The sequence below is a fragment of the Collinsella aerofaciens genome, assembly GCF_015557435.1.
GTDB classification, from domain to species: Bacteria; Actinomycetota; Coriobacteriia; order Coriobacteriales; family Coriobacteriaceae; genus Collinsella; species Collinsella aerofaciens_Z.
Genome location: NZ_JADNOH010000101.1, coordinates 36,981 through 60,742, shown reverse-complemented (window position 1 = coordinate 60,742; position 23,762 = coordinate 36,981). Strand labels below are relative to the sequence as shown.

15 protein-coding genes are annotated in these 23,762 nt (G+C 61.4%); 2 read left to right on the top strand and 13 right to left on the bottom strand.

Going from position 1 to position 23,762, the window contains the following annotated elements:
- Positions 1-181 precede the first annotated feature (181 nt).
- The 8 genes from I2G43_RS10180 to I2G43_RS10145 form a co-directional block, all read right to left on the bottom strand.
- Positions 182-1,396, bottom strand: a complete 1,215-nt coding sequence (locus I2G43_RS10180; RefSeq protein ID WP_195536056.1) for a DUF362 domain-containing protein — start codon at positions 1,394-1,396, stop codon at positions 182-184.
- Positions 1,397-1,548: 152 nt separating this feature from the next.
- Positions 1,549-2,193 carry a class I SAM-dependent methyltransferase gene (locus tag I2G43_RS10175; protein WP_195536055.1) on the bottom strand — a complete coding sequence of 215 codons (645 nt, stop codon included), beginning with the start codon at positions 2,191-2,193 and terminating at the stop codon, positions 1,549-1,551.
- Between the two features lie 75 nt (positions 2,194-2,268).
- On the bottom strand, positions 2,269-4,935 hold the full coding sequence (locus I2G43_RS10170; protein WP_195536054.1) for an ABC transporter permease: 2,667 nt from the start codon (positions 4,933-4,935) through the stop codon (positions 2,269-2,271).
- Positions 4,936-4,943: 8 nt separating this feature from the next.
- Positions 4,944-5,669 (bottom strand): ABC transporter ATP-binding protein, encoded by a 726-nt coding sequence (locus I2G43_RS10165; RefSeq protein ID WP_195536053.1) that lies wholly within the window; start codon positions 5,667-5,669, stop codon positions 4,944-4,946.
- Positions 5,670-5,974: 305 nt separating this feature from the next.
- Positions 5,975-7,180 carry an ABC transporter permease gene (locus tag I2G43_RS10160; protein ID WP_195536052.1) on the bottom strand — a complete coding sequence of 402 codons (1,206 nt, stop codon included), beginning with the start codon at positions 7,178-7,180 and terminating at the stop codon, positions 5,975-5,977.
- A complete protein-coding gene (locus I2G43_RS10155) occupies positions 7,167-8,354 on the bottom strand; it encodes an ABC transporter permease (protein WP_195536051.1) in 1,188 nt (395 codons plus the stop codon). Before I2G43_RS10155 ends, I2G43_RS10160 begins: the two co-directional genes overlap by 14 nt.
- Positions 8,355-8,363: 9 nt before the next feature.
- Positions 8,364-9,302: an ABC transporter ATP-binding protein gene (locus I2G43_RS10150; RefSeq protein WP_195536050.1), complete on the bottom strand. Its 939-nt coding sequence runs from the start codon at positions 9,300-9,302 to the stop codon at positions 8,364-8,366.
- A 210-nt stretch (positions 9,303-9,512) separates the two neighbouring features.
- Positions 9,513-10,685 carry an ATP-binding protein gene (locus I2G43_RS10145; protein WP_324249543.1) on the bottom strand — a complete coding sequence of 391 codons (1,173 nt, stop codon included), beginning with the start codon at positions 10,683-10,685 and terminating at the stop codon, positions 9,513-9,515.
- 169 nt (positions 10,686-10,854) lie between these two features.
- On the opposite strand from I2G43_RS10145, the gene I2G43_RS10665 reads away from it, so the two are divergent.
- On the top strand, positions 10,855-12,027 hold the full coding sequence (locus I2G43_RS10665) for a sensor histidine kinase (RefSeq protein WP_195536049.1): 1,173 nt from the start codon (positions 10,855-10,857) through the stop codon (positions 12,025-12,027).
- Positions 12,024-12,653 (top strand): response regulator, encoded by a 630-nt coding sequence (locus I2G43_RS10135; protein ID WP_195536048.1) that lies wholly within the window; start codon positions 12,024-12,026, stop codon positions 12,651-12,653. Before I2G43_RS10665 ends, I2G43_RS10135 begins: the two co-directional genes overlap by 4 nt.
- Positions 12,654-12,874: 221 nt before the next feature.
- On the opposite strand, the gene I2G43_RS10130 is transcribed toward I2G43_RS10135, so the two are convergent.
- The 5 genes from I2G43_RS10130 to I2G43_RS10110 form a co-directional block, all read right to left on the bottom strand.
- Positions 12,875-20,263, bottom strand: a complete 7,389-nt coding sequence (locus tag I2G43_RS10130) for a Spy0128 family protein (RefSeq protein WP_195536047.1) — start codon at positions 20,261-20,263, stop codon at positions 12,875-12,877.
- A gap of 729 nt (positions 20,264-20,992) precedes the next feature.
- Positions 20,993-21,334: a 4Fe-4S dicluster domain-containing protein gene (locus I2G43_RS10125; protein ID WP_195536046.1), complete on the bottom strand. Its 342-nt coding sequence runs from the start codon at positions 21,332-21,334 to the stop codon at positions 20,993-20,995.
- Positions 21,335-21,341: 7 nt separating this feature from the next.
- Positions 21,342-22,430 carry a nickel-dependent hydrogenase large subunit gene (locus tag I2G43_RS10120; RefSeq protein ID WP_195536045.1) on the bottom strand — a complete coding sequence of 363 codons (1,089 nt, stop codon included), beginning with the start codon at positions 22,428-22,430 and terminating at the stop codon, positions 21,342-21,344.
- A 5-nt stretch (positions 22,431-22,435) separates the two neighbouring features.
- Positions 22,436-23,155 carry an NADH-quinone oxidoreductase subunit C gene (locus tag I2G43_RS10115; RefSeq protein WP_195536044.1) on the bottom strand — a complete coding sequence of 240 codons (720 nt, stop codon included), beginning with the start codon at positions 23,153-23,155 and terminating at the stop codon, positions 22,436-22,438.
- A complete protein-coding gene (locus I2G43_RS10110) occupies positions 23,155-23,760 on the bottom strand; it encodes an NADH-quinone oxidoreductase subunit B family protein (protein ID WP_195536043.1) in 606 nt (201 codons plus the stop codon). The genes I2G43_RS10115 and I2G43_RS10110 overlap by 1 nt, the downstream gene beginning before the upstream one ends.
- Positions 23,761-23,762 lie beyond the last annotated feature (2 nt).

Here is a 23,762-nt window from a genome sequence, read left to right as displayed (position 1 = left end):
GACTTGCAGCGACGGACCTCAGGACACTCTTACACCACGTCTGCGCGCGCGACCGTCGTGTGCTCGGCGGTTTCGAAATTTGCCGCATACTTCCGAAAAACCGCCCGTGAGCGCTGCGCTCACGGGCGGTTTTAGTTTACGTTACGCAACAAAAGCGCGTGATTTGTCCAATAGCCTAGCGCTACTTGACCTCGATGAGCTCGTACTCGCTCGTGCCCAGGCCAATTTTCTCGGCGTGCGCGATGCAGGAGCGCCAGTCGGTATCGGGATGCGTGATGCAGAAGGGATCCTTGGCCTGCTCGCCCTCCAGATGCTCGTGATTGTGCTCCATCTTGGCGGCGCTATCGGTGAGCTCAGTGTTAGGAAGCGGCTCGGATGCCATGACGGCGTCGGCGCAGGCTTGGTCGATGGCAACTGGATCGAAACTCGCGAACATGCCGATGTCGTTGACGATGGGCGTGTCGTTCTCGGGATGGCAGTCGCAGTTGGGGCTGATATCCATGGCCAGCGAGATGTGGAAGCTCGGGCGACCGTCGACGATGGCCTTCGTGTACTCGGCGATCTTGCAGTTGAGCACGTCGGCCGCGCTGGCCTTGGCGTCGTAGTCGGGCTTGATGGCGTCCTGGTTGCACACGCCGATGCAGCGGCCGCAGCCTAGGCAGCGGTCGTGGTCGATGGCGGCCACGTGCACCGTGCGGGTGCCGCCGTTGGCAAGCTCGCGCTCGCGGGTGTCGTCAAACGAGATGGCGTTGTGCGCGCAGATCTTCTCGCAGGCACGGCAGCCCACGCAATGCTCGGTCGCAACGCTCGGCTTGCCGGCGGCGTGCTGCTCCATCTTGCCGGCGCGGCTGCCGCCACCCATGCCCAGGTTCTTCATGGCGCCGCCAAAACCGGCCTGCTCATGGCCCTTAAAGTGGGTGAGGCTGATCACGATATCGGCGTCCATGAGCGCCTGGCCGATCTTGGCCTCGTGCACGTACTCGCCGCCCTCGACCGGGACGAGCGCCTCGTCGGTACCCTTGAGGCCGTCGGCGATGATGACCTGGCAGCCCGTGGCGTACGGGGTGAAACCGTTCTGATAGGCAGTGTCGATGTGCTCGAGTGCGTTTTTGCGGCTACCGACGTAGAGCGTGTTGCAGTCGGTGAGGAAGGGCTTGCCGCCCAGTTCCTTGACGACATCCGCGACGGCGCGGGCGTAGTTGGGGCGCAAAAAGCTCAGGTTGCCCAGCTCGCCAAAGTGAATCTTGATGGCGACGAACTTGTTCTCAAAGTCGATCTGCTCGATGCCGGCGCGGCGGATGAGGCGCTTGAGCTTGTCGAGCTGGCTCTCGCGAGCATGCGTGCGCAGGTTCGTAAAGTACACCTTGGCGGGTGCAGCGGGTGCGGTTGCGGTCATAGACATATCCCCTCGGTCTATATGGCGTTACAGACATAAGAGGATGGTACCCATTGGAGTAGGGTCAAAGTCAAGCGCAGCGGCGGGCCATCCGGCAGCTGGGGACGTTCCTAAACGACTAGCCGCCAGAGGTGCCCAGAGCAACCGCACCCCTACCGCTTTCTCGCCACCAAGTGTGCGCGAAATCCCTTCTGGGCCTCGAGCTTCAGCAGCTTTAGGCCAGCAGTCTCGGCAAGGTCACGAAACTCGGACATCTTGCAGATCCGCACGTCACCGTGACCAAAGAGGTGGGCCAGCGGCAGCTCAAGGTTGTTCATGAGCCACACTACGACATCGTTCGATGTGTAGTCGCGAAGAATCAAACGCCCGCCGGGGCGCAAGACGCGCGCCGCCTCCGCGAAAAACCTGTCCGGGTGCGGATAATGGTGAAAGCTGTTGGAGCAGAGCACGGCATCGAAGCCCTGAGACTCAAACGGCAGGTTCTCGGCATCGCCGACGATAAAGTTGATGTTGTCGAGCTGCTTGGCACAAGCGACCTCGATCATCTTGGGGGTAAGGTCGAGTCCCGTCAGTTGTTTGTGCGGATACCGCTCGTGCAGCAGCTCCAGCACCGCACCCGTTCCGCAGCCAACATCGAGCACGTCCTCAAACGGCTCCAACTCCAGCTCCGCAAGCATCTGCGGGTAGTCGTCCTTGCACATCTCGTAAATACCGGCATGGTCGGACTCGTAGATCCGCGCCGCCTCGGTGAACTCCTTAATGGAAAGCTGCTTATAGTCATCTGCCGATCTGGCCATGGCTTCTCCTTGTTATCAGATTAATGAGTACCAAAACGGGGCACCCCCTTAAGAGAGCGCCCCGCATACGTGGGTTTATTCCTGCACCTTGAGGGCCTCGGCCAGGGGGACGCGCTTGATGGAGCGCGTGTGCAGCAGCGCCACGACCAGATAGGTCGCAAAGCCGATGCCGACACACGCCGCCATGGACCAGGCGGGCACATAGATCTCGATATTGCCGTTGTAGGCGAGCAGCATAGAGCGGAAGATAGCCGTAAGTGAGCCGATAATCACGGGCAGGCTCAGCACAAGCGACGCCGCCACGCACAGCGTAATCGAGCGGATGTACAGATGCGAGATCTCGCCATCGCGATAGCCAAAGACCTTCATGTAGCTGATCGAGCGGGCGCTGTGGTCGATGACGGCCTTGGTCAGCAGATACATAAACAGTAGGAAAATGAACACCGCGAGCCCGACCATCATGCCGATCATGTCGCTCATCATGCCGATAAACTGGTCACCCACGGCGCGCATGTCGTCGGGTGTGGTGTCGCCGGCAAAGTATCGCGCGTCGAGGCTGAGCTTCTCGTCGCTCACGTAGCCGTTAAAGTAAGTGGCGTCGTTGCCGAACAACTCGTTAAAGTCATCGATACTTATGTAGATATTCATGTCCGACTTGGAGCCCCAGGTGGCGTCCTTGCCCGCGTACTCCAGCGAATAGTCCTTACCCTCGTACTTGTCGCGGAGCGTGACCTTCTGCCCCTCGCTCCAGCCAAACTTGTCGAGCAGGCCGCCGCCAAAGATAACGCGTCCATCGCCGACGTCCAGCCCTTTCCAGTAGCGTGAATCGGGCGAGACGCCGTAGATGGAGATCGTCTCCTGCCCATTTCCGTCGCCGCGGTCGTATTGCAGCTGGTAAACGGCGTATTTCTCGGCCTGTGCAATCTTGCCCGCACCGTTGTCCGTCGTATTGACGGGGTGAATGTCGTCGTTATCCGCGTCGATCTTCGAGGCCTTGTCGATCAGATTGATGGCCTCGTCACGGTCGCAGCCAAGGGCATCGGCAAGATCGTCGAGGCGCGCATAGAGGGCGTCCTTCTTGTCCTGAACCGTTGCGAGCGCGTCCTGCGCTGCAGTCAGGCTCTCGGCAGACGGAGCGCTGGTCGCAGCATTGGCCGCCGCCTGCGCGGCATCGACCGCGTCATCAAGCTCGTCATCCGCATCCTGGGCGGCAGCAAGCAGCGAACCGTCGACCGACTGCAGGCGCTCGAGCGCCGACCACTGCTCACGCTCCTCGGCGGTACCCTCAAGCTCCAACGGAGCCTTGAGCGTGTATTGATGCTCGGCGACCAAACTCGTCTCCAGGTTGTCCGCATAGTGCGTCATCGTTGGCAGGATCGCCAGACCAAAGAGCAGCAGCAGCGACGCAAACGCGATGCCCACAAAGAGCGTGGCGAAGTTGCCCAGGTTGCGCAGGAAGATGCGTAGGCGGAAGCGCGAGACAAAGCCCATGCGCTCCGGCAGCTGAAAACCGCGCTTGGTACCCGACTTGCCACCAGCCTCGTGACGGAGGAACTGCAGCGGGGTCTTTCCCATCTTGCGGAGCAGGCCCACCAAGGTAATGAGGATGAGTGCGAAGGCAGGAACCACGGCGCACTTTACAAAGATCTCCCAGCTCCAGTACACCTGGAAGGGCGGTAGGCTGTACGAGCCGTAATAGAGGCTGCGCATGGGCTCGGTAAAGAACGCAACGCCGAGCGCGGTGCCCAAAAGCGCCGCGAGCACGCCCACGATGGCGGGAAGCGCAAGGTAGTGCAGCACGATCTCGCGACGGCGATAGCCGCTGGCGAGCAGCGTCCCGATAATGGCGCTCTCCTCCTCGATGGTGGCGTCGGTGAGCACCACAAAGACAAACGCCATGATCACGATGATGATGTCGAGCAGCGTCGTCCACATCATGGAGTCGCCGTCCACATCGTCGCGCGCATAGCCAATGCCCTGGTTGGAATCGGCATCGGTCAGGTCATCCACGCGCGCATCGGCATCCACCAGCGCCTCGACCATATCCTGCTCGGCATCGATGCGATCCGCGGTGGAGAGGTCGCGGTCGTTAAAGGTAAAGGAGTAGGTGTAGGTGGGCGCGCCGCCGGCGTCCTCGAGCGCGGCAAATCCGGCGTCGGTGACCTCGGCCACGCCATAGGTGATGGTGTTCACCGTAAAGTCGGAGTTGTTGAGGAACAGCGCCTGGCTATCGGGCTGCGTCATGATGCCGCAGATGGTGTAGGTGCGGCCCTCGAGCTCGACCTTATCGCCCACGGCGAGATCGTTGTTGGTGGCGAAGACGCGGTCGATGGCCACCTCGTCGTCCGCGCGGGGCTGCTTGCCTTCGCAGTAGGACGCGATATCGACCTTGGTACGGTGAGCATAGGTGCGCAGGGTGCGCTTGGTGCCGTCGTCGCCGGACGCCTTTTTGATGATGGCGTCGATGGAGAAGTTCTTGTAGAGCGTGACGCCGCCGGTGTCGCTGGCCGCATTCTCGGCGGCTTTGAGCTGGTCGTCGGTGGCCTCGAACGCCGTGGTCAGGCGACCGTCCTCGATTGTGTACTCGTCGCGCATGCCGTCGATGAGGCAGCCGATGGAATGGGCCGCAAGCAAAAAGCCCGACGTGAGGGCGATACTTCCGCACATAAGCAGGAAGATTCCCAGGTACTTTCCGATATTGCGGCGCAGCTCGCGGGGGAGTCGTTTTGCGAGAGGTGACATGGCGCCGCCTACCAATCGAGCTCGGCGGCCGCGGCGGGCGACTCGTTGAGCTCGTCCTCGACGATGCGCCCATCGCGCAGGCGCAGCACGCGGTTGGCCATGCGGGCGATGGCGGCGTTGTGGGTGACGATGATGATGGTGCAGCCGTAGGTACGGTTGACGTCCTCCATGAGCTGCAGGATCTCCTTGGATGTCTTGTAATCGAGCGCGCCCGTGGGCTCGTCGCACAGCAGCAAGCCCGGATTTTTGACGAGCGCACGGCCGATGGCGCAGCGCTGCTGCTGACCGCCCGAGACCTGGCGCGGAAACTTGTTGCGGTGCTCGTAGAGGCCCAGCGAGCGCAGCAGGTCATCGACGTTGAGCGGGTTTTTGGACAGGTGCGCCGTGACCTCGATGTTTTCCTTGATGGTGAGGTCGGGCACCAAGTTGTAGAACTGGAAGACAAAGCCCAGCTCGCGGCGGCGGTACTCGCCCAGGTCGGCGGGCTTGAGCGTCGTCAGGTCGCAGCCGTCCACCATAATGGAGCCGCCGTCGGCGTCCTCCAGGCCACCGATGAGATTGAGGAACGTCGACTTGCCCGAACCCGAGGGCCCCAGCATGACGCAGATCTCGCCGCGGTTGATGGATGTGTCGATGCCGTCAAGCACCGTCAGGCGTGCATCGCCGTCGCCGTAGTGTTTCTTGAGGTCCTTAACCTGGACGTAGGCTTGCTTCGTCGCCATACTATCCCCCATTGTTAGCCTTCTGCTACTTTTCTAGGGTTATAGTAAACCCAGGCGAACTATTTTTGTGTGACATATGACATTTATTTCAAACTAGTCATTGGGGACGTTCTTAAACGACTAGTCACTAGGGACACTCTTTCGCTATCCGGCAGTTAGGGACGTTCCTTTCCTGCCGGCAGTTGGGGACAGTCCTTGCCAACCCAGCCGGCGAGGCGGCGAATCGGCAAAGACTGTCCCCGATAACTAGTCATTTAAGTCTGTCCCCAATGACCACTCTTGGTCGTTTAAGTCTGTCCCCAATGAGTACCCGATGGCTAGGCTCGGGCTTTGGTGTGGGTGAGGGCTAGGCCTACGGCGGCGATGGCGGCGGCGAAGAGCACGGTGACGCCCAGGTCGCAGGCGATGTCGCCCAGCACGGCAGACGTCAGGTCCGACGCGAGCGCCTTGCCGATCGCGTCGTTCACCCAATATGTCGGCACAAAGCGCGCCACGGTCTGCACGGCCGAGCCCATGAGCGACAGCGGCATCCAGGCGCCGCCCAAAAACGTCATGAGCATACCAAGCAGGTTGCCCACGCCGTTGAGCAGCTCCTCGCGCGCACCCAGGCTCGACAGCGTAAAGCCAACGGCCAGGGGCGTGCACGCTAGGGTAAACGTTGCCGCCAGCGCAAGGCACACGCGGCCCACGCCGACCTCGGCAACCGCGCCGGCAAAGCCCACGACGCCCATCATGCTCGACACAAACCAGATGCAGACGGTGAGCACCGCGGCGGCGGCAAACACAGCGAGCGAGCGCTGGCGCTCAGAGACCGGGCCGGCATCCATGCGGCGCACGCGCTCGGGCTCGTTCATGCCCGAGAACACCAGCCCCACCGACACGATGACCGACGAGATGATCGCGTACGCGCCAAAGTTGAAATACGACTCGAGCGTGGCGGCGGCAGTCGAATCGACCTTGACCTGCTCGATCTGGACCTCCGCGCGCTTTGCGGCCGCGTGCTCGGCGGCCCTTGCGACGTCACCGTTGGAGGCAGCGGGTTCAAGCGCCGCCGCAGCGCCCGCGAGCGAGATCCAGCGCGAGGCCTCGGCAGACGAAAGCGCCGCCGCCATGGTGCCGGAGCCGTACGTCACGTCGAGCATGGGCAGGGTCTCCCCCGCACGGGCGGCTGCAACAAGATCGTCCTCAAACCCCTCCGGGATAAAGAACACGCAATCGGCACTGCCCTTGGCGCTGTTGCTCTTGGCGAGCGCGTCCGCAAGGTCGTACGCGTCGTCGCCGATGCCCGTGACCAGGTCAAAGCGTGAGCCCAGGTGCTTGGTAAGCGCCCGCGAAAGGTCGCTATTGTCGCGGTCGACCACGATCACGTTGGTGTCGTAGGGCTTGTACTCGGTAAGCCGCGACGAGTTCCAGCTCACCGAAGCCGCGATGAATACGCCCATGAGCGAAATGAACACCGTATAGATGAGCAGGTAGAACGGGTGCGCCAGCGCCATGCGAAGCGCAGTCTTAAAGGTGCTCATAGCGGCTCCTTCCAAAGATCAGCGTGGCTGCGGCGACAAACACCAGGGCCATCAGGACAAGCGCGCCGGCGCGCACGGCAAAGGGACCCAGGTCCTCAAAGAAATACAGGCGGTTGAACATGTCACAGATGAGCTTGACGGGATTGAGCCAGCACTCGGCCGGGCAGGCGCGGGCGACGTCGTCGGCAAGCGCCATCGCCGGCTCGCCGTAAAGGCCGGCGAACAGGGCACACGTGGTGGCGAAGCCCGTGAGGATGCCCGACTTGGACGCCTTGCCGCCCTTAACGGGCAGCGTGCCCACAAAGAGCCCCAGGCCCGTCGCCGCAAGCGCGGATGCAGCCCCGCCCAGCAGGCACAACCCCTCGCGCCCGCCAAAGTCGACGCCCACGACCAGGCGCACGTAGCCGATCGCAACCGCCATCGATGCAAAGGAAACCAGCCACGAGCCGACAAAAATGCCGGCCAGCGACGCCGTCTTGGAGAGGCCGCCCACACAACGGCGGGCACCAAGGCCCGACAGATTGGGCTGCAAGTCGACGACGCTCAAGGCGGCAAACTCGGCAGACATCATCGCGACCAGGCCAAAGAGCGCGTAGTAGTAGATGACCGTGCCATCAGGCGTGGCACGAGTCAGGCTCACGCGGCGGGTTCCGCCCTCGAGCGACAGAGCGCGCGCAACTGCCTGCGGGTCGGCAAGCGCCGCCGGGTTGTCCTGGGCAATCTGTGCCATGAGCTCAGCATTTTGCGTATACGAGCTTGCCACCGTTTCAAGGATGCTGCGGTCGGTAAGCACCGACGAGGCGCGCGAGCTGTCGTAACTCGATAGCAGCGTGAGCCTGGGCGTGCCCGCGGCATCAACCGTATAGATGCCCGCGACCTCGCCGGCCTTGAGCGCTTTGCGCGCGGCAGCCAAGTCTTCGTACTCGCTCACATCGAGCAGCTGGTCGTCGCCTGCCTTGGCAAGCGAAGCTGCCACATCCTTAAAGGTCGAGGCATCCCAGGCCTCGTCCGCCACGACGGCAACCGGCACCGGGTCGACCGTGCCGTCGGAGCTGAGGTTCGCAAACATAAACATGAACATCGTGGAAAGCGCAATAGGAAAGAGAGCGCCCCAGACCCACGTGCTCGGCCGGCGCAGCAACGTCTTGACCGTGGTGATGATGGTGTTGAACATGGCCGCCCCCTAGTCGCGCAGCTCGCGGCCGGTGATCTCGAGGAACACGTCGTTGAGGGTCGGCGGCTCGGAGTAGATGCGGCCGAGCGGCACGTCGTACGAGCGCAGCGCGTCGAGGATGTCCGTCAGGTTGTGCGGGCTCGCTTCGCACGAAAACGTGAGCTGTCCCGCCGTTGCCGAAAGGTCCAGAACGTGCGGCAGGCTTGCGACGGCACCGAGCGCCGCACTCGGAACCTCGCCGGCCTCGATTACAATCTTCTCGCCCATCTGAATCATGCGCTTGAGCTCGTCGTTAGTGCCCTGCGCCAGCACGCGCCCACCGTCCATGATCATGATGCGGCTGCAGATCTGCTCGACTTCCTCCATGTAGTGGCTGGTATACACCACCGTGGCGCCTTCGTCGCGCAGGCGGCAGATGCCTTCCAGGATGGCATTGCGGCTTTGCGGGTCGACCGCCACCGTGGGCTCGTCAAAGAAGATGAGTTCGGGCTTGTGCGCGATGCCGCAGGCGATGTTAAGGCGACGCGCCAGGCCGCCCGAAAGCTTGCCGGGGCGGAACTTGGCAAAGTCGCCCAGGCCGACAAAGTCGATTGCCTCGTCCACCAGCGCGCGGCGGCGCTTACGGTCGTTGACGTAGAGGCTGCAGAAATAGTCGATGTTCTCGCGCACGGTGAGCTCGTCAAACACCGCCACCTGCTGCGGCACCACGCCAATACGGCGCTTGAGGTCGTAGCGGACGGGCGTCATGGGCTCGCCGAACAGCTCGATGGTGCCCTTGTCGTAGGCGAGCAGCTGCAGGATGCAGTTGATGGACGTGGTCTTGCCCGAGCCGTTGGGGCCGAGCAGGCCAAAGATCTCGCCAGGGGCGATGTTCAGGTTAAAGTGGTCGAGCGCGATAAGGTCGTCATAGCGCTTGACGAGGTTTTCGACGTGGACGATGTCTGTCATGAGGCGGCCTTTCCGTTGATTGCGGCCCGGTACGATTGCATCATCGCAGGAGCAGGCGGGCCGCACCAGTGAGCTTTGTCACGAGTGCGGCGCCAACAGAACCGGCATCGCCACAGGACAAAGCAATCAGATGTGTTTGTCCCAAATCTTAAGTAAGTGGGGCTTGCATTTCTGATCACTTTGACCCGCCCGCGCCGTAGCAATCACCAGCTAAAACAGCTCCACCTCATCCCGCAAGAACTGCTCAACCGAAACGTTACGATCGCCCACAATCATCGGCTTCGCCTGAGGGTTCTGCGCCAAAAACTCAGTCATACCACTCTTGGACACGCGGCCGCTTTTAACCTCGATCGCCGCAAGGGCGTCATCGCCGCGCTTCGCCACAAAGTCCACTTCGAGATTACCCTCACGCCACCAATACAGCTCAAAGCCTTCTGTTTGAGCACGCGCGATGAGCCGGGCGCCCACCGCAGTTTCGACCAAATGCCCTCGCAGGGCAGAATCAGCCAACAAGTCACCCGCCCCGCGCCACATCGAGAACATTAATGAGGGATCATGCACGAGCAGTCGCGGCGAGCTTGCCCTCGACCTCACCTGCTTGGCGTCGTATTTTTGCAACCCGCTCATCATGCCCGCCTTGGACAGCAGATCAAGATAATGGCGCACGGTATCAGTGTTTCCCTTATCGTCGAGCTGCCCCAGCAGTTTTCGATACGATATCTCCTGCGCCGAATACTGCGCACCCAGCTCAAAGAGGGCTCGCATGAGCGCAGGCTTGCGCACGTCTTCCATCTGCAATACGTCACGCGAAATCGTCGATTCCACGATTGAATCGCGCATATACTCGCGCCAGCGATCGACATCGTTCTTGAGAATAGCAGCACCCGGATACCCGCCAAACATCAGATAATCCTCGAAGCTATAGCCAAACGCCTCGGACATCTCAGATAGGCTCCAATGCGTCGAACGCAGTAGCTCAAATCGTCCCGCAAGCGATTCGGTCAGCCCACTGCCGAGAAGCAAGCTCGACGAACCGGACAGCACCACAAGAAGCTCGGTGTCGTTCCAAGAGTCTTCGTCCCACAGGGCCTTGACCGTCTCGGACCAACCCGTAACTTTTTGTATCTCGTCGAGCACAAGGATGGCACGCGAGCCATTACTTGTCAGCTGCCGAGCCTGGCGCCACTCAAGGTCGATCCAATCCCCCGCGAGTTCGCGCGACGAGTCAGCACTCGCCACGCGACACGGAAGCCCGCAAGCCTTGGCCGCCTGCTTGATAGCCGTGGTCTTGCCAGTTTGCCTGGGACCCATAACCACCTGAATAAAGGAACGCGGCCCCATGAGTCTTTGCTGTAACACGGTCGATATCTTGCGCCTATACACCTAGAGCCTCCTTTTGATAAATCTATCTAGCAAAAATAATAGCTATATCTAGCAAAAATGATAGATACAGCTATCAAAAATGTTCCGGTAAAATGATTGTCGGCGAGACATAGTCGCGGTCCCCCTTGCTGGGACAAATGTCACGGTTGCTCCAGGTGGCGTCTTCGCCGTGCGCGCCATCGCGTACAATACCCGTATGAACAGGCTATTCGACAAATCGATCGTGCTGGCGTGCTGTATCGCAGCCGCCTTAGGCCTTGCTGTGGACGCGCGCTTGGTCGCAGCGTTTTGCCTTGGCGTTATCATCACCGCCTTGGCCGAAGTCGCACAAGGCGAACGCGCCCGCCGCGCCAGTGAGGCCGGCAGCTACGTCTACGTCATCGTGGCCGTCTTTGTACCGTCGTTTATGCCGTTTGCGCCCCTCGCCTTCTATGACATCGCGCGACGCGTGCGCCGTGAGCACGCCTGGCCTGCGCTGGGCATTGGCATCATCTTTGCCTTCGCCCTCGTCGCGGACCTTCGCGCCGGCGCGCTCACCACCCGAACGCTCCTGCTGACCACCATCCTTTCGGCCGCCGCCACCTTGCTGTCACTGCGCACCGCACAGCTCGAGCGCGAGCAGGAGCGCATGCGCCGCATCCGCGACGGGCTGCAGGAACGAACTCTCGCGCTCGAGGCGCGCAACCGCGACCTCGCCGACCGTCAGGACTACGAGGTCGAGCTCGCGACACTTGCCGAGCGCGCCCGCATCGCGCGCGAGATCCACGACAATGTGGGCCACCAACTTACGCGCGCCTCGCTGCAAACCGAAGCCCTGCGCGTGGTCCACGCCAACGAACCCGGCGTCGCCGCCGACTTCGCCGACGTCAAGCGCACCGTTGACGAGGCGCTTCAGCTTGTGCGCGCCAGCGTCCACGCGCTCAACGACAACGCCGCCGACCTCTCCGTACAGCTTGAGCGCATTGTTGAGGACGTGCGCTCGGACGGCGGCCCGCAGATCGAGCTTGAGGTTTTGGCCGAGCATGCACCGGCCAACGTCGTCAACTGCTTTGCGGCGGTCCTGCGCGAAGCGCTCTCCAACACCATGCGCCACGCCCGCGCGCAGAACGTTACCGTGCGATGCATGGAGCATCCGTCGTTTTACCAGCTCATCGTTACCGACGATGGCGAGGGCGGAATCCGGGCGTGCAGTCGCGGCGTCGCGGAAGGCATGGGGCTCGGCTCCATGCGCGAGCGCGTCGAGGCGCTCGGCGGGACCTTCACCGCCGGCCCACGCGCCGGCGCCGCCGGCTGGCGCGTGTTTGCCACCGTTCCCAAACAGCAAGGAGATGAGGCCCGATGAGGCTCATTGTTGTCGACGACGACCGCTTGGTGGTCGATTCGCTCAAGATTATCCTGGGTGCCCAGCCGCAGATCGAAGTGGTTGGCACCGGCGCCAACGGCAACGACGCGGTCGCGCTCTATGCCGAGCACGCGCCCGACATCGCGCTGCTCGATATCCAGATGCCGAGGCGCGACGGGCTTTCGGCGGCACGCGAGATTCTTGAGCGCGACCCCGCAGCACGCGTGGTGTTCCTGACCACGTTTTCGGATGACGAGTACATCGTGTCGGCGCTCAAGCTGGGCGCCCGCGGTTACCTGATCAAGACCGATGTCGCCGCCATTCCGCCGGCATTGGCGCAGGTCATGGACGGCAAGCGCATGCTCGAGGGCAAGGCAATCGAGGATGTTGACTTTGACGGGATGGGCGACAAGACAGGCGCGTCCCGCCGGCCCGCAGCCTTTACCGGCCTGACCGACCGCGAATTCGAAGTTGCCGAGCTCATCGCCCGCGGCCTCGACAACAAGGAGATCGCCGCCACCGCCTATATGGGCGAAGGCACCGTACGCAACCACATCAGCTCGATCCTGGCCAAAATGGGTCTACGCAACCGCACCCAAATCGCCATCGCCTACCTGCGCGGATAACTCAAAGAATCGGCGACTCAGTTGCGGTGAAATACGGACTGCTGTGCCCCCTAGGGCCGCCAAACAGTCCGTATTTCACCGCAACTTATGAGCGGTCGCACAAAAGTGCCGCCACGGAGGAGGGAGATGCCTCCGTGGCGGCTGGGGGTGGGGTAGGGGCTATGTTTCTGGCTCCCCGCCGGCGGCCCGGGGCCTTTTGGCCCCAGGCTCCGTCGACGTGCCTAGCGCTTACGGATACCCCAGACCAGGGCTCCAACGCCAGCCATGGCGATGACAAATGCCACGAGCAGCGCGGCTGCCTGCTGGTCACCCGTGGTGGGCAGATAGCCCTTGACCGTCTTGACGATGTTCGTCACGGTCTTGGGCGTGCCGGGGTCGGGCGTCGGCACGGGCGTTTCGGGCTTCTTGTACGTGTTGTTGAACACGATGCCCTCGACGCTCTTGTCGCCCTTGGTATAGGCAACGCTCGCCTTGAGGTTGCCCTCGCCGTCATCAACCACGTTGACGGTCGCGGTAAAGACGGACTTGTCGTAGGTCATGCCGGCCTCGTCGCCCTTGATCTCGCTGATGGTGTAGACGTACGTTCCGGGCTCGCTGTACTCGAACTTGTCGAAGCCGATCTTGCCGTCGGCATCGTTGGTGACGGTGGACTCGACGTCCTCACCAGCGAGCTTAAAGCTAAACTCGTCCTTCTTGAGCTCGCGTCCCTCGAGCACCTTGATCGCGCCGATGGAGACCTGCGTGGGCATGGCGTGATACTTGTTGGTAAAGCCAGCGGACTCGGTGGTTCCCTCGAGCTTGTGCGTCGCGGTCAGTGTGCCGTCGCCGTTGTCGGAGACGGTGGTCACGACGGTGTAGGTCGCGCCGTCATAGGTGACGCCCTTGTACAGGCCGAGCGCGTTGGGGCAAGCCTCGCGCAGCATGTACGTGTGCGTGCCGGGCGCCTCGTAGCGGATCGGGCTCAGTGCGACGGTGCCGTTGGCGTCGTTGGTGCCGCTCGCGACAACCACGCCGTCCTCGAGCAGTTCAAACGTGAACTCGCCGGCTGCAAGGTCGCGTCCGATCAGACGCTTGACCGTCTTGACCTGATCGGTCACCACAGAATCGGTAGGCGCCACGCTGTAGGTGTTGGTGAACGTGAAGGCCGCGCCGTCGTCGCCCTCGCGCACGACGCTCAGATGTCCGGCGCCGTCGTCAGTCACGGTGTAGGAAACCTTGCGCGTGGCGTTGGCGTCGTTGGTCACGCCAGGGGCGCTACCGGACTCGGACACCGTATAGGTAAAGGTGTGCGAGCGCGGAGTAGCGGCGGCAGGCTCGTTCTCGTTCTCGGATTCATCAGCGATAACGTCAACGTCGGCCTCGTCGGTCTCTGCCTCGTCGGCATTTGCTTCATCGGCTTCGGCTTCATTGGCTTCGGTCTTGTCGGTCGCGTCGTCCGTCACGCCCAGGGCGCGGTTGAGGTCCTCGAGCGTAAAGTGGATCTTGCCAAAGTCCACGTTGCCGGCCGCGTCGTTGGTTGCGGTCGCGTGCTCGGGCATCGGGGCGCCCGCCTCGTCAGCGGCCACGGTAAAGGTGAACTTACCCGCGATGTCGGCCGGGGTCAGGCCTTCGGCGGCCTGGAGCTTCTTGGTGCCGGCGAGTGCGGCATCAACGGCATCGGTGCCGTAGACGTTCTCGAACAGGGGCTCAATGCCGTCGTAGACAGGCGTTGCCGTCAGGGTACCGTCGCCGTTATCGACGACAATAACCTTAAAGCTAAAGCTCGGCGTTGCGGCCGTGATGCCCTTGGCTGCGAGCTGCGGCGTGAACTCAAAGGCGGTGTAGCCGATGGTCCATGCAGGCTTGGCATCCTTATCGGTGCGGATAGCGCGCTTGGCGTTCACCAAGTCGGCGAGCATCTCGGTGGTGTAATGCAGGGAACCGAAGCTTACATGCCCATTAACGTTGGTAGTGCACGTGCCCTCGATGGCTTCCTTCTCACCTGCGTAGGCGATGCCAAAGTAGAACTCGCCGTCGGCCATCGGGCGACCGGTCAGGGTCTTGGCGGCAACGACCTGAGCAGCGGCGCCACCAGTCGTGTTGGTCGTAGCACTGTAGCTGTTGACGAACGGGACCACGGCGCTCTCGACCGCAGCGGCACCAGTCTTGTACTCGGTCACCAGCGTGCCCTCGGAACCGCCAGAAACAGTCGTCGTGGCGGTGAGCGTACCGGCGGTGTCGTCGGCGATAGCGATCGTCACGGTGCGGACAGCGTCGTCGTAGGTGTAGCCGGGCTGGTCGTCGTTCTTCTCGGCCACGGTGTATGTAAAGGTCTTACCGGCGTCAGCCTGCGTAAACTTGACCTCATGGCCAGCCAGGATGTCAATCAGGCCGACCGTTCCCTCTGCCGTCGCGGGGGACTTGAATTCGTTGGCGACGGGCAGTAGGCCAAGCGCGTTGGCCGAAGCCTCGTCGGCGGGCGTCACGGTAAAGGTGAACTGGCCCTCGGTCATGGGACGTCCGGAGAGGGTCTTGCTGAGCTTGAGGCCGCCGGCCGCGGTGTAGTTAAGCTCAGTGCGATACGTGTTGGTAAAGCGTCCGTTTTCCTTCTTGGTGACGTTGGCGGTCAGTTTGCCCTCGCCGTCCTCGGTCACGGTCACTTCGGCGGCCGCGACATGGGCGTCATACGTCATGCCGACCGTGCTGCCCGCGTTCTCGCGGATCTCGTACTTGTAGGTTCCGGCAGCCGTGTAGCGAATCTTGCCGAACTTGATGGCGGCGATGCCGTCCTTCGTGTCGCGCTTGCTCACGGTTACGGTTGCAGGATTGGGCAGCGGGGTGCCGTCGGGAGCGGTGATGGTAAAGCTGAACTCGTCCCCATCCGTCCACTCGCGACCGTCGATGGCCTTGCTCAGACCAAAGTCGAGGTCTGCATCGGTCGGGGTCACGCTGTAGGAGTTCTCGAAGGTCGCAGGTTTGTCGCCCTTCAGCTCGTGATTGGCGCTAAGCGTGCCATCGCCGTTGTCCGTGATGGTGGTCTCGATGGTGAACTTGGCGTCGCTGTAGGTGATGCCCTTGCTGATGGTTCCGCCGTTGACCTCGCGCAGCGTGTAGGTGTGCTTGCCGGGCTTGGTGTACTTCACGGCGCCCATCGTGATGTTGCCGGTAGCGTCATTGGTACCGGTGGCGACGACCTTGGCGTCCTCGCCCTCGCCCTCAACGAGCTCGAAGGAGAACTCGCCAGCCTTGAGGTCGCGCCCGGTCAGGACCTTGGTCGCCTTGACCATGTCGGTGACGCTGAACTCGTCGGGGTTCGGCTTATAGCTGTTGTTGAACTTCGCCTCGCCGGCTCCCTTCAGCTCATGCGTAGCGTTGAGCGTGCCGTCACCGTTGTCGGTGATGGTCGTCTCGATGGTGTAGGTCTTGCTGTCGTAAGTGATGCCATTGCCGGCGTCGCCCGGGACCTCGCGCAGCGTGTAGGCGTGCTTGCCGGCCTCGGTGTAGGTGATCTCGCCCATCGCAATGTTGCCGTCGGCGTCATTGGCACCGGTGGCGACCACGTCGTTGCCCTCGACGAGCTCGAAGGAGAACTCGCCGGCCTTGAGGTCGCGGCCGGCCAGGACCTTGGTCGCCGCGATCTTGTCGGTGACACTCGACTTGCCAGGATTCGGCTTGTAGGTGTTCTCGAAGATCGCCTTCTCGGCGTTCTGCAGCTTATGCTCGACGCTGAGGGTACCGTCGCCGTTGTCCGTAACCGTAGTCACGATGGTGTACTTGGCGGTGCTGTAGGTAACACCGTTCTCGATGGTACCGGCCTTGGACTCGCGCAGCGTGTAGGTGTGTTCGCCGACCTCGGTGTACGTGACGGGATCCATCATGATCTTGCCGTCGGCATTGTTGGTGCCGGTAGCGACAACAACGTTACCTTCGACGAGCTCAAAGCGGAACTCGCCGGCCGCGAGGCCAGACTCACGCCCGGTCAGGACCTTGGTCGCGGTAATCTTGTCGGTGACGCTGGAGTCCTTGGAACCAGGCTTGTAGGAGTTGGTGAACTTCGCCTCGTCGGCGCCCTTCAGTTCATGCTTCGCCTCGAGCGTACCGTCGCCCTTGTCGGCGATGGTGGTCACGATGGTGTACTCGGCGGTGCTGTAGGTAATGCCGCCGACGTTACCCTTGACCTCGCGCAGCGTGTAGGTGTGCGTTCCAGGCTTGTCGTAGGTGATCTTGCCCATCGCGATCTTGCCGTCGGCAGTGTTGGTGCCCTTGGCAACGACCTTGGCGTCCTTGCCCTCGCCCTCGACGAGCTCGAAGGAGAACTCGCCGTCCTTGAGGTCGCGCCCGTCCAGGACCTTCTTCGCGGTGATCTGGTAGGTGACGCTGGAGTCGACAGGCGTCACGCTATAGGTATTGGTGAACGTGAAGGCCGCGTTTCCGTCCGGCTTGCGGGACACGTTCAGATTGCCCTTGCCGTCATCGGTCACGGTGAAGGAAACCGTGCGCGAAGGCTTGGCGTCGTTAGTCACGCCAGCCACCTCGCCGGACTCGGTCACGGTGTAGGTAAAGGTGTGCTCGCGCTTCTCGGGCTTCTCGCCCAGAGCATTGTTAAGATCGTCGAGCGTAAAGTGGATCTCGCCAAAGTTGACCTTGCCCTTGGCGTCATTGGTCACGCTCGTGCTCGCAGGCATAGGCGCGCCCTCTTCACCGGTCACGATAAAGGTGAACTTGCCGGCGATGTCGGCCGGGATCAGGCCATCAGGAACCTGCAGATTCTTGATGCCCACAAGCGATGCCTCGGCATCATTCGTGGTGTAGACGTTCTTGAACTCGATGCTCTTGGCGTCCTTGGCGTCCTTGGCGTCCTTTAGCTCGTGCGTAGCCACAAGCTTGCCCTTGCCGTTGTCGGCAATGGTCGTCACGATGGTATATTCCGTTTCGTCGTAGGCAATACCGCCGGCGTCACCCTTGACCTCGCGCAGCTTGTAGGTGTGCTGGCCGACCTCTTTGTACTCGATGGCGCTGAACGTCACCTTACCGTCGGCGTCGTTTGTAACGGTCTCGACAGGCTTAACTTCCTTGTCCACGACTTCGCGCAGCTCAAAGCTGAACTCGCCGGCCGTAAGGTCACGCCCGGTCAGGGACTTGGTCACGTCAATCTTGTCGGTAACGCTGGACTCAACAGACTTCGCAGTGTAAACGTTCTTGAACTCGTCCTCGCCTGCTTCACTCCAAGTCACCTGCACGGCAGCGCTGAGCACGCCCTTCTTGTTGGGCGTCACCGTCACGGTGATCTCCGCGACGTTCTTGCTGTAGGCAATGCCGTCAACCGTGGTCCCGGCGTTCTTTTCGCTAACCTTGTAGACATACGTACCCGGCTCGGTGTATTCGATCATGCCGAAGTTAATGGCAGCCTTGCCCTTGTCATCCAGATCGCCCTTGGTCACGGGCACAGTCGCGAACTCGGGCATCGGGGCGTTGCCCTCGGACGTCAGACCAAACTCGAACCTGTCCGTATCCCTCCAGGCGCGGCCTTCGAGCACCTTGGTCAGGCCAAAGCCGGCCTTGGTGTTCACCGTCGTCGGCGTCATGTCGTACTTATAGCTGATCTTGCCGTTGTTGCCCAGGTAGGAGTTGACATGCGTCGCGGCCGCTTTGGCAGACACGTTGTTCCACTTGGGATTGAGCACATCGGAGGCGGTATGGGTGTTGTTGCCGCCCACGCTCTCCTTGGTGGTGTGAAGCTCATCGATAAAGGCCAGGCGTGCGGTTCCCACAGTAAACACCAAGTTACCGTTCTCATCGGGAACAATCGCGCCGTCGAACTTCGCGGCGTCGCCGCCGATAAATTCGATGACGGCGGTCGCGGGCTTAGCCTCGCCGTTCTCGCCCTGCTCCTCAAACTCATCCTTGTAGTAATAGGTGTCGTCATCAGCCAGCGAGCCCGTTGCCGGCTTCGTGCATTCCTTATCCGTGTAAATGTGCGTCTGCTTCTGGAAGTAGTAGTAGCGGTTGGTGTCGGCCGGCTCAAAGGTCGCAACCGTATCACCCAGCTCGCCGCCGTTCCACTTGTTCGCGCAGAAATTCACGGTCTCGGTGCCGTCGACGACGGTCGTATTATGCCCGATGTAGTCCTTGAGCCCCGTGACCTTCTCGGGCGTAAACAGATTGTCGAGTGCGACCTTCTTCACGCTCGAGGCATACTTCACCTGAATGGGCTTAACGTTGTCGACCGAAAGCTTGCCGTTTTCGTTCTTAAAGTGGCTCTGCGGAATCAACGACGCAGGAATCTTGACCGTTACGATATCGCCGGTCCGGGGCTCGCCCTCTTTGGCATGCTGAACGGTGATGACCAGGTTCGCGGCATCACCCGTAAATGTGTAGGTGTCGACGTTGTCCTCGGTCTTTGTCGGCTTGTCAAACGTCGTGCCGTTGTATATAAAACCGTCGACCTGCATAAAGTCGCCCAGCTCATCGGTAAACGTAATGTAGCCAGACTTGGTCGCGTCGTAGCCCTTGTCGATTTTGGTCGGGTGAGGTGCTTCCGACGTGATGGCCTTTGAGATGTCGTCGAAGACCTTCTTGAGCTCATCGGCATTGGTCGCCGACTTGTAGTAGTCGGAGTTTTTCGCACGTGTGCCGTGAGTATTCCATGCCGTAGCGTTGGGGTAGTTACTCGATACGGCCTGCATGAACTTGTTCTCTTGGCTTGTCATCGAATCTTGGACACTGGCATTGGGGTTCGCACCGTTAAAGATGCCAATGGTATAAACGGTGGCCTTGCCGTCCTTCATGTTTTTGGCAGCCGTCACGGCAGTGTTAGCGACGCCCGAATCAAACTCGCTGAAGCTTGTCGGCGTGCCGTCGGTAAAGAACACAACGATCTTCTTGGCGTCTGCGCGACCAGAAGTTTTGATGTTTTTCTCGGCTTGTTTCATACCATAATCGGCACGCGTAGCGCCAGCAGGCTTGATGGAATCGATCGTTCCCTTAAGACCCTTTGCGCCGCCAACCGTGCACGCCGTCAACTCTTGCATTGTCTGCGAATAGTTGTAGCTATGGCCGCCGGAGCGGTACGTGTCGTTTCCGACCTTATCGGTCTCATCACCCGCAAACTTAACAATGGCAACCTTATGCTGCCTATCGACGCCCTCGATACCCTCGTTTTGTTTGGCGATGGTGTCGATAAAGCTGTTCGCAGCGTTCTTCAGTGCATCGATACGCTTGGTGGAATCTCCACCGCCCATAGGATCATTCATCGAGCCAGAGGCATCCAGCACCATCACGATGTCAAGCGGCGTGGTAACCGTCACCTTTGAATTAGACGTCGAGGACATCGCCGAAAGCGTAGTCAAGAAATCCGACTCTTCGTTTTCTCCGGTTGCCACGACCGTCTTGTCGGTCCAGATTCGACCGACGTTTTGAGTCGTTACTTTATTGCCGCTGTGGCCGGCCGCCCAGATTTCCCAGCGTCCGGTGGTGTCGGGGTCGACGACCGTCGGCCCGCTCACTGTCGGCCCGTCCATTCCGGTGCTGGACCTGGCGTTGGCCTCGGGCAGCATGGCGAATGCTGCAGCCGGCAACACCAGCACTACGGCCAGTATCACCGCCAAGAGACCCCTCGTGTACTTACCCATCGTGTCTCCCTTCTCGCAGGACTAGACCTTGCATCAGCCTAAAGTTACGGAATGAGACACAATTAGGGCAGGTGACACACGTTCCAGATTCGGTTTTGAGCGTGAGACAAATGTCTCACCAAAGTTGAGACACAGCGTTTTCGCAGGAAAACAGGTGCGACTCGGAGCCGACGGGCCAAAATGATCCGTTTTCCTCCGTCCCCGGGGGATCAATTGATGGTGCTCGCCACGAAACCGGCCCATCTACTACGTTTGACCCGATACCTCCGACCATACCAGCGTTTTACGAAAAACCGCAGGCCATCTACCTGCGGTTTTCTTTTCTCGCTTTTCGCTGTGGTTGAGGGTGGCCGCCCAAACGTAGTAGATGGGCCCATTTCGTGGCGGACGGGTCGCGAGGACGCCCTCGCAAGGCCAAAATGATCCGTTTTCCTCCATCCCCGGGGGATTAGGGGCTGTTACCGATGCGGTGCCATTTCAAAACTATGCCGGTTTACTACGATAAATACGAAGTCCCCGACCACACTCGCTTTCTTTGCAAAATCGCAAGCCATCTACCTGCGGTTCTGTTTTTACCAAATGCGGTGTGGTTGGAGATTGGCGATTCATCGTAGTAAACCGGCATGGTTTTGCTCGCGGCGACCCAACCGCGCGCTCATGTGCGGGGCCGGCGGGGCATTTTTGCCCCGCCGGCCCCTATTCCAGCGCTATACCAGTCCCATTCCGACCCTATTCCGGCTTGGTTTCTACCGTGAGAGTTTTGTCCGCCGCGACTGGGGTGCGGGCGGTGTCCATACTCAGGCAGTGCTTGGGGCAACTTTCGATGCATTCGCCGCACACCACACAGGCATACGGATCGATCGACCAGGTACCGCCCTTGCGATCGACCACGAGCGCGCCCGCCGGGCAACGCCGTGCGCACATGCCGCAGCAGATGCACACGTCCATGTCGTTGACGATATGCCCGCGCAGGCGCTCGGGCGCCGCGAGCTTCTCCTGCGGGTAGCACACCGTGACTGGCTGCTTGACCATAGAACCCAAGGCCGTCTTGGCAAATGTCAGCAAACTCATGCCGCGCCTACCTTTCCGTGCAGCTAATGCAGGGGTCGATGGTCAGGATAATCATGGGGACGTTGGCAATGAGCACGCCCTGCAGCGCGTGCGTCAGACCCGCCAGGTTTTGCGACGTCGGCGTGCGCACGCGGAAGCGATCCAAGTTCTTGGTGCCGTTGCCGCGCACATAGTAATACGCCTCGCCGCGCGGCTGCTCAATCACGACCTCGCCGCGCGCACCGTCGGCCGGCGTGAGCTTTGTGCGTTCACCGATACCATCGTGCGGAATCTTGGCCACGAGCTCCTTGATAATGTCCATGGCCTGCGTGACCTCGGCGCAACGCACCTGGCAGCGGGCATAGCAGTCGCCGTCGGTGGCGACAATCGGCTCAAACGCCGCCAAGTCCGCATAGGCGCCGTCGCCGAACATGCGCACGTCGTAATCCACACCCGAGGCGCGACCGAACGGACCGACCATCGAAAGCTCCAGCGCGTCTTTCTTGCTGATCACGCCCACACCATGCAGGCGCTCGCCGCAGCTGGCATCATCCAAAAACGTATGCACCAGAGTCTCGTAGTCGGGACGCATAGCATCGAGCGTTTGGACAATACCCGCCAGTTCGGAGTCCTCGATGTCGTGCTTAAGGCCGCCGATCTCGTTGATTGACAGGATCACGCGGCCGCCGCAGGTGCTCTCGAAAATCTTGAGGATCTGCTCGCGCAGGGTCCACGAACGATAGAACAGCGCCTCAAAACCAAAGGCATCGGCGAGCAGGCCCAGCCACAGCAAATGCGAGTGGATACGCGACAGCTCGTGCAAAATGGTGCGGATATACTGCACGCGGCCGGGCACCTCGATGTCGAGCATGCGCTCGCAGGCGCTGGCATAGCCGCAGCTGTGGCCCACGGCGCAGATGCCGCAGATGCGCTCGGCGATGTAGCCAAACTGGTGCATGTCACGCTTTTCGGTGAGCTTCTCGAGTCCGCGGTGCACAAAGCCGATCTGCGGAATTGCCTCGAGAACGCGGTCGTCCTCGATCACCAGGTCCAGATGAAGCGGCTCGGGCAGCACCGGGTGCTGCGGGCCAAACGGAATAACGGAGCGATGTGCCATGGACCCTACGCCTCCTTTTTCTGCTTGTCGCGGGCGGCCTTGGCGGCAAGCGCCGCGCGGACCCTGGCCACTTTCTCGGGATCCATGGCGGCGAGCTTTGCCTCCATCTCGGCGGCTTTGAGCGCGGCCTTGGCGGCAGCCTCGTCATGCTGAGCATCGGAGCCGGCGGCCGCAGCGGGCTGGGCAGTGGCAGCGTCCGCGGTGCCACTGCCATCTGCGGCGCCCTCCCCCGCAGTAGCCGCGGCAGCGGCGGCCTTTTCGGCCGCGGCCTTGCGCGCCTTGGCCTCGGCAGCGGCGCGAACCTTCATGGCCTTCTCGCGCGCGGCCTTCACCTCGGGCGTGATCACGCTCATGGGCTCGGCAGTCGAGACCTGGTAGAAAAAACCCTTAAAGTCGATCTGCATATCGGTGATGGCAAGGCCAAACAGGTCATGAGCCTCGTTCTCAAACGGGAACACCGCTGGATAGTACGAGCTGATGGACGGGATCTCCTGGTACTGATCGATGCCCTCGATCACCAGATTCTCAATCGCATAGCTACCGTCCTGCGCAATGTGATCCAGGGCGGCGCGGACGTTGATAAACGTATAGACCAGGCGATACGAACCGTCGTCCACGCAGCGCTCGGCGTGCATCTGCACAAAGCGCGCGCCGGCACCCTTGAGCGCCTGCACATGCGGCAGCAACTCATCGATCCCGACGGTGGTATAGATTGCCTTTTGCATTACTCGGCCTCCTTTGCAGCGGCGGGCTCGTCGGACGTGCCACCAGCCGCGACCGCGCCGTCAGCCGCGGGCGCATCGCCAGCCCCGGCCTCCGCAGCGGCCACAAACCCGCTCTCGCCCAGTTCAACGCCACCGTCCCAGGTAGCGGCGCCGCCCACGGTGAGCGGATCGCCGCCGGCGCGCAGCACGGCCTCCTTCTGATCCAGAATGCCGCACGCCTCCACGATGGCATCGATCACGGTCTCGGGGCGAATGGCGCATCCGGGCGCGTACACGTCCACGGGAATCGCGCGATCCACGCCGCCGATTACGTTGTAGGCATCGCGGAACACGCCGCCCGAGCATGCGCAAATGCCGCATGCCACCACGCACTTGGGCTCGAGCATCTGGTTGTAGATCTGGCGCACGACGGGCAGGTTCTGCGCGTTGACCGAACCCGTCACCAAAAAGATATCCGCATGCTTGGGGTTACCGGTGTTGACCACGCCAAAGCGCTCTGCATCGAACAGCGGCGTGAGCGAGGCCAGCACCTCGATATCGCATCCGTTGCAGCTCGAACCGTCGTAATGAATAACCCACGGCGAGCGCGACATTTTATGATCCATGG

Bases quoted from the DNA above. Each gene is read 5' to 3' on its own strand.
- I2G43_RS10130 (WP_195536047.1), bottom strand. From the start codon at position 20,263: ATGGGTAAGTACACGAGGGGTCTCTTGGCGGTGATACTGGCCGTAGTG.
- I2G43_RS10115 (WP_195536044.1), bottom strand. From the start codon at position 23,155: ATGCAAAAGGCAATCTATACCACCGTCGGGATCGATGAGTTGCTGCCG.
- I2G43_RS10150 (WP_195536050.1), bottom strand. From the start codon at position 9,302: ATGACAGACATCGTCCACGTCGAAAACCTCGTCAAGCGCTATGACGAC.
- I2G43_RS10170 (WP_195536054.1), bottom strand. From the start codon at position 4,935: ATGTCACCTCTCGCAAAACGACTCCCCCGCGAGCTGCGCCGCAATATC.
- I2G43_RS10160 (WP_195536052.1), bottom strand. From the start codon at position 7,180: ATGAGCACCTTTAAGACTGCGCTTCGCATGGCGCTGGCGCACCCGTTC.
- I2G43_RS10155 (WP_195536051.1), bottom strand. From the start codon at position 8,354: ATGTTCAACACCATCATCACCACGGTCAAGACGTTGCTGCGCCGGCCG.
- I2G43_RS10165 (WP_195536053.1), bottom strand. From the start codon at position 5,669: ATGGGGGATAGTATGGCGACGAAGCAAGCCTACGTCCAGGTTAAGGAC.
- I2G43_RS10175 (WP_195536055.1), bottom strand. From the start codon at position 2,193: ATGGCCAGATCGGCAGATGACTATAAGCAGCTTTCCATTAAGGAGTTC.
- I2G43_RS10180 (WP_195536056.1), bottom strand. From the start codon at position 1,396: ATGACCGCAACCGCACCCGCTGCACCCGCCAAGGTGTACTTTACGAAC.
- I2G43_RS10125 (WP_195536046.1), bottom strand. From the start codon at position 21,334: ATGAGTTTGCTGACATTTGCCAAGACGGCCTTGGGTTCTATGGTCAAG.
- I2G43_RS10135 (WP_195536048.1), top strand. From the start codon at position 12,024: ATGAGGCTCATTGTTGTCGACGACGACCGCTTGGTGGTCGATTCGCTC.
- I2G43_RS10110 (WP_195536043.1), bottom strand. From the start codon at position 23,760: ATGGATCATAAAATGTCGCGCTCGCCGTGGGTTATTCATTACGACGGT.
- I2G43_RS10120 (WP_195536045.1), bottom strand. From the start codon at position 22,430: ATGGCACATCGCTCCGTTATTCCGTTTGGCCCGCAGCACCCGGTGCTG.